Source organism: Streptomyces sp. O3, from assembly GCF_054788135.1.
This window is the reverse complement of sequence record NZ_JBTVYK010000068.1, coordinates 1-11,907: the sequence shown is the minus strand read 5'-3', so window position 1 is coordinate 11,907 and position 11,907 is coordinate 1. Positions and strand designations below refer to the sequence as shown.

9 protein-coding genes are annotated in these 11,907 nt (G+C 72.7%); all 9 read right to left on the bottom strand.

The genetic code is table 11. The annotated features are described in order from the left end of the window. Nucleotide 1: 1 nt before the first annotated feature. Nucleotides 2–268, bottom strand: coding sequence for an acyl carrier protein (locus ACX6XY_RS26610; RefSeq protein WP_460335925.1), 267 nt, complete (start codon nucleotides 266–268; stop codon nucleotides 2–4). Between the two features lie 112 nt (nucleotides 269–380). After that, nucleotides 381–1,757 (bottom strand): type III PLP-dependent enzyme, encoded by a 1,377-nt coding sequence (locus ACX6XY_RS26605; RefSeq protein WP_460335922.1) that lies wholly within the window; start codon nucleotides 1,755–1,757, stop codon nucleotides 381–383. Beyond that, nucleotides 1,750–3,138, bottom strand: a complete 1,389-nt coding sequence (locus ACX6XY_RS26600; RefSeq protein WP_460335919.1) for a preATP grasp domain-containing protein — start codon at nucleotides 3,136–3,138, stop codon at nucleotides 1,750–1,752. The genes ACX6XY_RS26605 and ACX6XY_RS26600 overlap by 8 nt, the downstream gene beginning before the upstream one ends. Nucleotides 3,139–3,168: 30 nt before the next feature. Further along, nucleotides 3,169–4,095 (bottom strand): 3-oxoacyl-[acyl-carrier-protein] synthase III C-terminal domain-containing protein, encoded by a 927-nt coding sequence (locus tag ACX6XY_RS26595; RefSeq protein ID WP_460335916.1) that lies wholly within the window; start codon nucleotides 4,093–4,095, stop codon nucleotides 3,169–3,171. Beyond that, nucleotides 4,092–5,519, bottom strand: coding sequence for a glutamate synthase-related protein (locus ACX6XY_RS26590; protein ID WP_460335913.1), 1,428 nt, complete (start codon nucleotides 5,517–5,519; stop codon nucleotides 4,092–4,094). The genes ACX6XY_RS26595 and ACX6XY_RS26590 overlap by 4 nt, the downstream gene beginning before the upstream one ends. After that, nucleotides 5,516–8,020 carry an amino acid--tRNA ligase-related protein gene (locus ACX6XY_RS26585; RefSeq protein ID WP_460335911.1) on the bottom strand — a complete coding sequence of 835 codons (2,505 nt, stop codon included), beginning with the start codon at nucleotides 8,018–8,020 and terminating at the stop codon, nucleotides 5,516–5,518. Before ACX6XY_RS26585 ends, ACX6XY_RS26590 begins: the two co-directional genes overlap by 4 nt. Then, nucleotides 8,017–8,493 carry a cobalamin B12-binding domain-containing protein gene (locus tag ACX6XY_RS26580; protein ID WP_460335908.1) on the bottom strand — a complete coding sequence of 159 codons (477 nt, stop codon included), beginning with the start codon at nucleotides 8,491–8,493 and terminating at the stop codon, nucleotides 8,017–8,019. Before ACX6XY_RS26580 ends, ACX6XY_RS26585 begins: the two co-directional genes overlap by 4 nt. Before the next feature lie 198 nt (nucleotides 8,494–8,691). Further along, the gene (locus ACX6XY_RS26575) at nucleotides 8,692–8,907 is read right to left on the bottom strand and encodes an MbtH family protein (RefSeq protein ID WP_460335905.1); all 216 of its coding nucleotides are present in this window, start codon (nucleotides 8,905–8,907) and stop codon (nucleotides 8,692–8,694) included. Nucleotides 8,908–8,913: 6 nt separating this feature from the next. Then, nucleotides 8,914–11,907: non-ribosomal peptide synthetase (locus ACX6XY_RS26570; protein ID WP_460335902.1), on the bottom strand; the 2,994-nt coding region annotated here is incomplete at its 5' end.

Here is an 11,907-nt window from a genome sequence, read left to right as displayed (position 1 = left end):
GTCACCGGATCTCGGTGACGTAGCCGGCGAGCGCGCCGACCGTCTCCAGGTGGTGCTGCTCCAGGCTCTCCGGGTCGACCTCCAGGCCCAGAGTGTCCTCCAGCGTCATCAGCAGGGTCAGCACACTGGTGGAGTCCAGGTGCAGCTCGTCGAAGAGCCGGGTGTGCTCGGTGGCGTCCGGCAGCGGCTCGCCCAGTACCTCGGACAGGGCCTCGATGAGGGTGTTCACCAGCTCCTGCTGGTCGGTGTGCGCGGCGACGGCGGTCATGGGATTCTCCTTGGCTCGAATGGTGTGCAGCGGTGTGCAGCGGTGTGGAACGGACAGCGGGTCGGGTTTCGGGGGGCGACGCGAGGGGACGACGCGGGGAGGGAAGCAGGTCCTAGGCCGCCGCGTCCGCTTCGGCGCCGAAGTCGTGCAGGATCTGGTGGCCGAGCATGCTCTCGGCGTCGTCCCGGCTGCGGATCAGCCGGGCCCGGCCGTCGTGTACCAGCACCTCGGCCGGGTAGCCGTGGCTGAGGAAGTGCACCGGCGACGCGGTGGGGCCGTACGCGCCGGAGCGGGACACCCCGATGAGGTCGCCGGGAGCGAGGTCGGCGGGGAGCCGCACGGCCTTGCCGACGGTGTCGTTGGGGGTGCACAGCGGACCGGTGACGTTCCACTCCGTGTCCGGCGCCGTCGCGGCCCGGCCCAGCAGCCCCATCGGGAAGTTGCGCTTGACGAAGGAACCGATGCCGACCGCCGCCATGTGGTGGTTGGTGCCGCCGTCGGCGACCGCGAAGCGCTCGCCCATGGATTCCTTCACATAGCGCACCCGCGTCACATAGGTGCCGCTGTGGCCCACCAGATAGCGGCCCAGCTCCATCACCAGCCGGGTGTCCGGGTGGTGTGCGGCGAAGGCGGCGAACAGCGGGTTGACCAGAGTGGCCACCTCCGCCGCGTCCAGGTCCTGCTCGCCGGGGAAGTAGGCGACGCCCAGGCCGCCGCCGACGTCCACGGTCTCCAGCGGCACGCCCAGGTGGTCCGAAAGCCGCTCGGCCAGGTCCAGGATGCGCCGGGTGTTCTCCTCGATGACAGCGGCGGACAGGATGCGGGTGCCCAGATACACCTGGAAGCCGCACAGCCGGACCGCGCGGTGCCGGGCGGCCAGCTCAGGGGCGTCCCACAGGGCCTGCTCGTCGATGCCGAACTGGCGGGGCTTGCCGCCCATGGTCAGCCCACCGCCCTTGACCGCGAAGCCGGGGTTGACCCGCAGCACCACATCGGCCGTGCGGCCCAGCTCCCCGGCCAGCTCGTCGATCAGGGCGAGCTCGCCGAACGACTCGCAGATCAGGGTGATGCCGTCCTTGAGACAGGCGGTGATCTCGGCGCGGCTCTTGCCGGGGCCCAGGAACAGGGTCTGGTCGGCGGGGACACCGGCCCGTCGCGCGGTGACCAGCTCGGTCAGCGAGGACACCTCGGCGCGCGCGCCGAGGGAGTGCAGCAGCGCGCAGACGCTGACGTTGGGGTTGGCCTTGAGCGAGTAGAACATCTCCACAGCGGGGTGCAGCAGCTCGCGCAGCCGTCCGAACTGCCGGGCGATGACCTCGCCGTCGTAGACGTACAGCGGGGTGCCGAAGCGCTCGGCCAGTTCCCCGATGCCGATGCCCTGGACGGTGAACGGTCCGGCGGGGGCGGGCGGTCCGGGAGGCGGCGGGGTGCGCCGCGCGGCGCCCGCGCGGGGGGTGCCGGGTGCGGGCCGTGGGGTCGGTTCAGACATGGTCGGGCTGTTCCTTCCGCAGTCGGGTGGCGATGGTGGCGTCCAGGGCGTCCAGTTCGGCCTGGTCGGCGGCGATCAGCAGGCCGTACAGGCGGCCTTGGTGCGGGCGGCCGTCGTCCGCGGCGGCGGCGTTGACGGTGGCGAAGTTGTTGACCAGCAGGCCGCGCCCGGTGTCCGGGGTGAAGAGCAGCCCGCCGAGGGTGCGGCGCAGCCAGCCGAAGTCCCGGCGGCCCGCGAGCCGTAGCTCGTACTGGCGGGCCAGCCCGACCGTGCCGGGCGGCATGAAGCGCTCCTGCAGACCGGTCTGGTACGTCGACATGTTGTTACGGGCGTTGATCTCCAGCACCGGCAGCAGTTCCTCGCTGGTGGTGACGATGGCGTCCACGCCCACCACGCCGTGGAAGCCGTCGGCGGCCATCCGCGCGCCGATCCGCCCCGCGTACTCCTCCACTTCGGCGCGGTGCCGGTCGCTGATCCGGGCCGGGAAGCGGTGGCCCTTGTGCACGCCCTTGTCGGTGAGGGCTTCCTTGACGAAGTCGAACCGGACCGCGCCGTCGACGCCCACCGTGAAGTGGTAGTTGAGGTCGACGGCCTTGTCCGCCCACTCCTCGACCACCAGCGACAGCCAGGGGCTGCCGGTCTTCGCCGCGGTGCGCTGGGTCATCCGGACCAGCTGGCGCATCCGCCGCTCGTCGTCGATCACCACGATGCCCTTGCCGGACACTCCGTAGGCGTCCTTGACGCCGACGCGCCGCCCGGCGGCGAGCGAGGTGGCGACGGCCTCTTCGGCGACCTCGGCGAACTCCTCGACACTGGAGCAGGTCCAGCCGCGCGCCTGCGGCAGGTCCAGGGAGTGCGCCAGCCGCCGACTGTAGATCTTGCTGTTGACGGTCTTCACCAGCGAGGCGGGCGGCAACGCCGACCGCAGGCCGGTCTGTTCGCACAGCCGCTCCTCGACGGCCGACATGCCGTGCGGCCACAGCCGCGCGCCCGTGTGCGCCAGCTCCCGCAGCCGCTCCTGGAGCAGGGGGGAGTCCACCGCGTCCTGACTGACCGTACGGGCCGGATCGTTGACGTCGGTCACCAGTACGCCGGGCAGATGCAGGCCCAGTTCCCGGAGGTAGTCCAGATAGCCCGCGTCCGGCGCGGACTTGAGGATCACCTGGTCGTCCTCCCCGGCCAGGAGCAGGGTGAACTCGTCCATCCGGTTGACGATCGCGGCTGACGCGCGTCCGCCCACGGAGGGCAGGCCGGTCTCGCCCTTGGCCCATTCGTCCTCGACCTCGAAGTTGCCGAGCAGGACGAAGGGGGTTTCCGGGGGCTGGGCGCAGGCGTGCTTGACGCCCTGGGTGAAGGTCAGGCTCTGCGGGAGCGGAGGCATGGCGGGTCCTTGGGTCGGGGACGGTGGAGGTCAGTGGCGGAAGACCGCGGCGGAGTAGGTGGCGCCCAGGCCGACGCCGACCATCAGATAGAGGTCGCCCGGCGCCAGCAGCCCGCGGCCGGTGGCGGTCACCCAGTTGAGGTAGCTGTCGGCGGCGAAGCAGTGGCCGGTGACCGGCACGTTGTCCAGCAGGATGCGCTCCGGGTCCACGTCGAGACCGTGCTCCTCGCAGAGCTTGTGCCACACCGTGGTGTTGACGTTGTGCGGCAGGATCAGCGCGAGGTCGCGCAGCGCGACCCCGGCCGTGTCGGCGGCCTCCTCGATGGTGGACCTGAGGGCCTCCTGGTGATCCGCGAAGAAGCCCTGGTCCACCGGTACCGGCGGAATGGCCGAGTAGCCGCCGCGGGTGTGGGCGACATAGCTCAGCAGCTGGTCGCGTTCGCCGTCGGGGGCGACCAGGACGGCGGCGGTGGCCGCGCCCAGCACCGTGCTGCGCGGGATCAGCTGCATGCCGGACGACGTGGGGTGCTCGCCGGTCAGTACGAGGCCGAGCGCGTCCGGGTCGCCGTCCGCGGCCAGCAGATCGCCGACCAGGTGGACCGCGAGGAGCCCGGCCGCACAGGCGTGCTGGGTGACCGTGAACGCCACCGCGTTCGGCAGGCCCAGCTCCCGGCAGAGCTGCTCCGGGGGCTGCCCGTCGGTGACGGCGTGGTTGGTCATGCTGCGGGCCAGCGCCACATAGCGCACCCGGTGTTCCTGGCCGCGTAGCTTCGTCAGCTGTCCGGCGGCGGCGGCGTGCAGCTCGTACAGCGCGCTGTCCGGGGCCCGGTGCACCTGGTCGAGGCCGAAGAAGCGGCGGAACAGCCGCAGTTGCCGATGTTCCTCGGGCCCGGCCACCGACTCGATCGGGACCGGGTCGGGCGGCAGATGGCAGGCGACGTCGAGAAGCGCGGTCATGATCTCTCCCAGGGGAAACGGCGGGCGGGCCCCGGCTGCTCGGGACCGGCGGCGGGCGTGCCGCCGGTGGGCGTCGTGGCGTCCGGCTCCGGGGTCCGTGCGCCGGTGGCGCCCGCGTACGGCCCGCCGGCCGGCTCCGGCCACCACAGGTCATCCGGGTCCAGGTCGTCGGCGCGGTACTTGCCCACGGCGCTGACCAGCAGCCGGATCTCCAGGGCCAGGGCCTCGGCCAGCCGGACGAGACCCAGCTCCGGGTCCTCGTCCACCGCGAGCAGCGCCGCGCGCCCAAGACCGACCGCGCGGGCGCCCAGGGCCAGTGCCCGGACCGCCCGGCCGCCTTCCCACATGCGCCCGGTGGCCAGCAGACACCGGCCGGTGGCGTCGATCCTGCGCAGGCACTCGCCCAGCGGCAGCCCTACTTGGTCGAGAAAGACCCGCGGGGCCCAGCCGGTGCCGCCCTCGGCGCCGTCCACCGTCACCGCGTCCGCCCCGGCCTCCCAGGCGATCCGCGCGGCCCGCGCCACATCCCGCCCCGGATGGAGCTTCAGCCAGATCCTGGCCAGCGGGAAGTTGTTGCGCATGAAGCGGAGCTGCTGGCGGACGATCTCCTCGGTGAACGTGCCCGGAGTGGCGCAGCGCAGCCGCCGCGCGTCCTGCTCCCCGAACACCGGGCGCACCGTGAACCGGTCCTCGAGACCGGCCGCGTCGTCGCCGAGCACGGTCATGCCGCCCAGGCCGGGCTTGGCGCCCTGGCCGATCTTCAGCTCGAACGCCATGCGGCCGGACTCCAGCAGCGGCAGTGACGCCGGGTCGCTGTAGACGAGGTTCCACACCTCGCTGTCGGCGTCCTCGGTGGACTGCTGCACGACCACGCCGCCCACCTGGTCCGCGAGCTGCTCGGCGTACGCGGCGATGCGGGCCGGCAGCGCCGAGCGGGAACCGTCGTCGGCCGCGCGGCGGTAGCCGTGCACCGGGACCATGTTCTCGCCGATCACCATGGGGATGCCGAGCCGGGCCGCCTGGCGGCTCGCCGCGAGCGACAGATCCCCGGAACCGGCGCTGGTGGAGCCGAAGGCGGAGAGGAACAGCGGCAGCGGGCTGTGGAACCCGCCGACAGCGGTGGCCAGTTCGACGTCCTCGTACTGCGGCTCGCGGCCCAGCTCGACCAGCTTCTCCAGCCGCCTGGGCATGAACACCGGGGGCACCAGGCGCGACTGGTCCAGGGCGTCGGGCACAGGCCCGGAGCCGGGCCCGGCGGCCACGCCGGGTGCGCGGCCGATGTCGCGGGATCCGGCGTCACCCGCCCCGTACAGTCGGCGACCGTAGCCGTCGGCGGGCGGGAACACCTCGGCCGTGCCGTGCCGGGCACGGGCTCTGACCTCGTCCTCCGGGAAGCCGGCCGCGGCCAGCGCGTTCGGGGTCACGGCGCCAGCACCCCCGGCAGCTTCGGGTAGGCCGAGACCTGCCAGAGCGCGTCCAGCCCGGTCAGAAAGCGGACCAGGCGCTGCACGCCCATCCCGAACCCGGCACTGGCGGGTATGCCCTCGCGGGCCAGGTCCAGGTACCAGGAGTACTTCGCGGGGTTCTCGCCGCTCTCCCGCATCCGGGTGACCAGCGTGGCGTAGTCGGCCTCGCGTTCGCTGCCGCTGACCAGCTCGCCGAAGCCGCCGTGCGCGATCAGGTCGAAGTTCCGCAGGACGCCCGGCCGGTCGGGGTCCTCGCGGTCGTAGAAGCCGCGTGAGCCCTTGGGGTAGTCGTTGACGAAGAACGGCCGGTCGGCCTCGAGCGACAGCATCCGCTCGCCGTGCCAGTCGATCTCGGCGTCCTCGCTCTGCCGGTGGCCCAGTGCCCGCAGCCGGGCGATCGCCTCGGCGTGGCTGCACTCGCCGAACTTCCCCGACAGCAGCTCGGCGAAGTCCAGTTCATCGCGGCCCAGTCGGCGCAGCTGCGCCCCGGCACGCTGCCACACCCGCGCGGTCACCTGGGTGAGCAGCCCGGCGGCCACCTCCTGGATCTCGTCGCGGCTGGCCCCGGCCATCTCCACGTCGAGCTGGTGGAACTCCACCAGGTGCCGCCCGGTGCCGGCCGTCTCCGGTGGCTCGACCCGGACGTTGGGGGCGACGTAGAAGAGCCGGGGGAAGCCGCGCAGCGACGCCTGCTTGTAGAGGATGGCGCTGGTCATCAGCTTGTACGGGCGACCGTAGTAGTCGACGTCCAGGGCCTTGGCGCCCCGCCCGCCCGGATCGGTGACCGGGCCGACCAGCGGCGGCAGCAGCTCCACGAAGCCCTGCTCGCGCAGATACTCCCGTGCGGCGGCCAGCGCTTCCTGCTGGACCAGCATGGCGTCATGGAGCACGGGGCTGCGCAGATGCTCGCCGAGGGGCGGCGGCAGCGGCACCGTGCGCTCGGTGAGCTCGTCGGCGGCGTTGGCGTCGGCGTCGGTGTCGGCATGGGCGGCCTGAGTGCCGGTGCCGGTGCCGGTGCTGTGGGCGGTGCTGTGGGCGGTGGGTGATGTGGGTGAGTGCGGCATGTCTTCTCCCTGGTCGGGGGTGGGCTCGCGCCAGGCGCCGGGCAGCTGACGCGGGTCGGTGTCGTCCGGATCGGCGGAGTCGAAGATCCGGGCCATACCGTGCAGCGCGCCGAGCAGCCGCCAGGAGGTGAGGGCGGACCCGGAGGCGGTACGGTCAGGACGCACCGGCATGGCTCCGGTGGCGGACCAGCGCAGCCGCCCGGAAGCGTCGATGAAGCTGCGGGAGCGGCCGGCGTTGTCCGGGTGCAGGCAGTAGGGGATGTCGAGGTAGCCGCGGGCGAACGCGGTGCGCAGCGCCCGGCCGGTGTCCTGGCAGATACCGAGCACCGCCTCCACGAACGCCCTGGCCTGCTCGTAGATCCCCTCCGTCCCCGCGCCGTCGAGGACGGAGGGGGCGGTGCCCCCGCCGGAGGCCAGCCGCCGCGAGGCGCGGGCGGCGGCGGACGCCGCGGCGCGCAGCGCCGTGACGTTCTCCGCCACGGTGGGGATGCGGTGGGCCTCGGCGGCGGTCTTGACGATCAGCCGCTGGGCGCCGGACCGTACCGCCAGCTCGGCGGAGCACTCCAGCAGCCGTAGCGCTCCCTGCTCGGTGGTGGGGTAGACCCCCATGTAGGTGTAGAGCACCACATGCCAGTCGGTGTCCGCCGGCAGGAACTCCGCGGCCAGCCGCCGCAGTGCCCGTACCGCCTCCTCGTCCTGGGCGGCGCTGGTCTGCTGGGCGTAGCTCAGGGAGACGCTGCGCAGGCCGTGCTGGGTGAAGAAGACCCCCTCCAGCAGGCTGAGCGCCACCAGCAGAGCGGGCGGGCAGAGCTGCCCCAGCATGCAGCCGCCGAAGCTCTCCAGGTGCGGGCGGCGCGGCGGCGGCGCCAGTTCGGCCAGCAGCTCACAGCCGCGCGCCCAGTTCTCCACGGAGTCGCGCAACGGGGTGCGGCCGTACGGCAGGCAGTAGGAGACGGGGCCGCCTTCGGTGGCGTCGAGCCCGGCGGCGGTCAGCGCGCGGATGATCCCCGCGGGCGCCGACGAGCCGTGCCGCACCTGGACCGGGAAGCCGGGCCCGAGCAGGCCGTCCAGCAGCGCGCGGGTGTGCTCGGCGGTCCTGACGGTGATCGGGTAGCCGTTGAGGGGCGTGCCGTCGGCCAGGCAGGCGCGGGCCGTCGCGGTGTCGCCGACCCGTGTGTAGCTGTCGATGGTCAGCGTCCCGACGGAGCCGGGGGCGGCCGCGCGGGTGCGCTCCAGGCCGTGCCGCATCCGGGCGGGGTCGTCGTACCCCATCCGAGGCTGCACCACCAGTCGGCCGGCGGCGGCCGCGGCGGCGACGTACCCGCCGAAGGACGGCACCCGTGCCGGAGCGGGCATCGAAGCGGCCGCGATCCCGGACTGGACGGGGGCGGTCATGCCTGGCCCCGTCCGAGGCAGGCGACGGGCGCCGCGGGGGCGGAGTCCGGCCGTCTGGCGGGCAGTTCGGCGATCAGCGTGCGGAGCTCGTTGAGGTCGCCGTCGTCGAGTACGGCCAGGCACCCGGCCGCGCGCAGACCGTCGACGGCCGCCTGGTCACGGCGTCCGGCGACGCCCAGCTTGCCGCCGATCACCACCGGCAGCGCGGCCAGCTCCGGCCGCTGCCGCAGCGCGGTGACCATGCTCAGCCCGTCGCGGTAGCCGTGACCGTTGACGCTGCTGAGCACCACCAGGTCCGGGTCGATGGCGGGGCACGCGTCGGCCAGCATCTCTGCCGTCACACAGGGGCCGAGGTTGATCACCCGGTGCCCCTGCTCCTCCAGGAAGAGCTGAAGGAAGACCAGGTTCCAGGTGTGCGAGTCCGATGCGGTGCCGCTGACCACGACGGTGCGCATCCGATTCGGCGGCGTCATCACAACTCCGATGGTCGAGAAGGGATTTCCTCGTGCCATCAACGTATGAGCGGGTCACCGTCGCGGGCGGCGGTAACAGCGGCAGATTGCGCTGCCGCACCGGAGTTCCGCTGAGCTGCCGGAACGCGCGAAAAGCCGAGGCCGGCCGGACGCGGTTGACGCGTCCGGCCGGCCTCGGCGCAAAGTGGCGGGGCCGGGTCAGCTGTACTGGGCGACCAGGCTCTTGGGGCGGATGTCGGTCCAGTGCTCCTCGATGTAGGCCAGGCTCTCCGCCCGGCCGCCGGACTCCCGGACGATCTCCCACCCGGCCGGTACCTCGGCGAACGTGGGCCACAGCGCGTGCTGGCCCTCGTCGTTGACCACCACGTGGAAGGTGCCCTCAGGGTCGTCGAACGGGTTCACGGTGTCACTCATGATCGGTCAGCTCCTTGTCGCGGTACGGACGGGCAGGGTCGATTCGTTCAGGTACTTCAGTCGGGTGGCCAGGGCGCGGCCGATGTCGGCCAGCGGGACCGGGTCGGCCATGCGCAGATGCGTGGTGTCGACGTAGTGCACGTCGAGTTCTCCGGTGGTGAACTCCCGCCAGGCTTCCGGTTGGTAGCGCGGATCGCTGCTCTGCACGGCCATGAAGTGGGTGAGGTCGGCGGCGACGGGTTCCGGGTCGTAGTCCCACATGATCTCCGCGTGGTTCACCGACGCCCTGATGACGGCCAGCAGCTCGTCGTCGGTGAAACCGGCGAAGACCGGGTCGCGGCGGCGCATCAGCTCGCCGACGGCCTGCGGGTCGGTGCGCCCGTTCAGTTCGTCGTGCGGCTCCTCCACCAGCAGGTCCAGCATGTCCTTCTCGCTGAGGGTGAGCCTGCCCTTGTCCCCTGACCTCGGGTAGGCGTCCATCAGCGCCAGCAGCTCGACCCGCTCGCCCTGCCGCTCCAGCAGGGTGGTCAGCGCGTGCGCCACCGTGCCGCCGTACGACCAGCCGAGCAGCCGGTACGGGCCGTGCGGCTGGACCCGGCGGATGCGCTCCAGATAGTCCGCCGCCATCTCCATGACGTTGTCCGCCGTGTAGTCCGGCTCGGTCAGGGCCCGCGACTGCACCGCGTACAGCGGCTGGTCGCTGCCCAGGTGACGGGCGAGCCCGGAGTACGGCCAGCCCATCCCGGTGCCCGGATGGAGGCAGAACAGGGGGCGCTGGGAGCCCTGCGGCCGCAACGGCAGCATGACCGCCATGGAGCCGCCGTCCCCGGCGCCCGCGGACTCGTCCAGCAGACCGGCCACGGTGGGAGTCCGGAACAGATCCCGCACCCCGCGCTCGACGCCCAGCACCGAGCGCATCCGGGAGACCAGCCGCACCCCGAGCAGCGAATGCCCGCCCAGGTCGAAGAAGTTGTCGTCGATGCCGACGTCGTCCACCCCGAGTATCTCGGAGAACAGGGTGCACAGCACCTCCTCGCGCGGGTTGCGCGGGCCGCGCCCGCCGACGGTGACGCGGGCGGCCGGGGCGGGCAGCGCCGCCCGGTCCGGCTTGCCGTTGACGGTCAGCGGGATGCGGTCCACCACCAGGAATGCCGACGGCACCATGTGCTCGGGCAGCGCCGCCGCGGCCGCGTCCCGCAACTGCCCCTCGGTGACGGCGCTTTCGGCCCCGGACCGCGGCACGGCGTACGCCACCAGCCGCTTGTCGCCCGGCCGGTCCTCGCGGACCACGACCGCGACCTGGCCGACGCCCGGATGCCGGGCGAGCGCCGCCTCGATCTCGCCGGGCTCGATACGGAAACCGCGCAGCTTCACCTGGCCGTCAGAGCGCCCCAGGAAGCGGAGTTCGCCCTCGGGAGTCCAGCACACCAGGTCGCCGGTGCGGTACATCCGGCCGCCGTCGCCGCCGAACGGGTCGGCCACGAAGCGCTCCGCGGTGAGCGCCGGGCGGCCCACATAGCCGCGGGCCACCTGGTCGCCCGCGAGATACATCTCGCCGGGCACCCCGATCGGCACCGGGCGCAGCGCGGTGTCCAGGACATGGACGCGGACGTTGTCCAGCGGACTGCCGAGGAACACTCCGGGCAACTGCCGGGTGTCGAGGTCCAGCCGCTGGGCGTGCGAGGCGAAGGTGACCTCGGTGGGTCCGTAGGAGTGCACGAGCACCGTACGCGGGCAGTGGTCCAGCACCCGTTGCAGGGCGGTCGGGGAGGCCACGTCGCCGCCGGTCCACACCTCGCGCAGCAGCCGCAGGGTGTCCAGGCCCTCGTCCGCCATGATGTGGAACAGCCCCATGGTGAAGTAGGCGGCGGTGACGTCCCGTTCGCGGATCGTACGGTCGAGTTCGGTGACGTCGGCGCCGTCGCCCGGAGCGATCACCAGCTCGCCGCCGTTCAGCAGCGGCACCCACAACTCGTAGGTGGAGGCGTCGAAGCCGGTGGCCGAGTGCACCAGCATCCGCCGGTGGTTGTCCAGGTCCCAGCAGCGGTCCGCGACCAGCTCGGCGACATTGCGGTGGGTGACGGCCACACCCTTGGGGCGGCCGGTGGAGCCCGAGGTGAACATCACGTACATCACGGAATCCACGGCGACGTCGACGTCGGGGGCGCCGACCGGGACGGCGCCGCCGCCTTGGCCGGTGTCCGCCCCGCCGTCCGGCGCGGTGCCGTCGTGCGCCGCCGCGGCCGGGTCGGCGTCCAGCAGCCGGGTGCCCGCGTCGGCCTGGGCGACCGCGGCCGGGCAGTTCAGCAGCGGGCCCTCGCTGACCAGCACCGGCGCCTCGGTGTCCTCCATGATCATCTGCACTCGGGCGGGCGGCAGCTTGGGATCCAGGGGGACGTAGACCGCACCGCATTTGAGCACCGCCAGCGCCGCTGCCAGCAGCCGCGGTCCGCGTTCGAGGAGCACGCCCACACAGTCCTCGCGCCGCACCCCGGCGGCGATCAGCCGATGCGCCAACGCGTCGGACATCGCGTCCAGTTCGGCGAAGCTCAGCCGCCAGTCCCGGAAGCTCACCGCGGTGCGGTGCGGGGTGCGCCGGGCCTGCTCGGCGAAGAGCTGGTGCACCGGTGCGGTCCGCACCGCCCGTGCGGTGTCGTTGTACTCCACTGACGTCCGGTACTCCTCCGCCGCGGAGAGCAGCGGCAGTTCGTCCACCCGCAGCTCCGGCTCCCGCGCCACCGCGGCGAGCGCCCGCTGCAAGTGCTTGGCCAACTGGCGGGCCACAGAAGGCTCGTAGAGGTCGGTGGCGTACTCCAGGACGCCGTCAAGACCCGCCGGGACACCGTCCTCGTCGGCCGTCTCCCGTACGGAGAAGGTCATGTCGAACTTGGTGTAGACCGTGGCCAGGTCCATGGCGTCGGCCGCCAGTGGGCCGTGGGGTGGTGTGGTGGGGGTGGTGGGGTGGACTTGGAGCATGATCTGGATGAGGGGGTGGTGGGT

Excerpts from the sequence above, each read along its gene's own strand:
- ACX6XY_RS26610 (WP_460335925.1), bottom strand. The coding sequence starts at position 268 with ATGACCGCCGTCGCCGCGCACACCGACCAGCAGGAGCTGGTGAACACC.
- ACX6XY_RS26605 (WP_460335922.1), bottom strand. The coding sequence starts at position 1,757 with ATGTCTGAACCGACCCCACGGCCCGCACCCGGCACCCCCCGCGCGGGC.
- ACX6XY_RS26600 (WP_460335919.1), bottom strand. The coding sequence starts at position 3,138 with ATGCCTCCGCTCCCGCAGAGCCTGACCTTCACCCAGGGCGTCAAGCAC.
- ACX6XY_RS26595 (WP_460335916.1), bottom strand. The coding sequence starts at position 4,095 with ATGACCGCGCTTCTCGACGTCGCCTGCCATCTGCCGCCCGACCCGGTC.
- ACX6XY_RS26585 (WP_460335911.1), bottom strand. The coding sequence starts at position 8,020 with ATGACCGCCCCCGTCCAGTCCGGGATCGCGGCCGCTTCGATGCCCGCT.
- ACX6XY_RS26580 (WP_460335908.1), bottom strand. The coding sequence starts at position 8,493 with ATGACGCCGCCGAATCGGATGCGCACCGTCGTGGTCAGCGGCACCGCA.
- ACX6XY_RS26575 (WP_460335905.1), bottom strand. The coding sequence starts at position 8,907 with ATGAGTGACACCGTGAACCCGTTCGACGACCCTGAGGGCACCTTCCAC.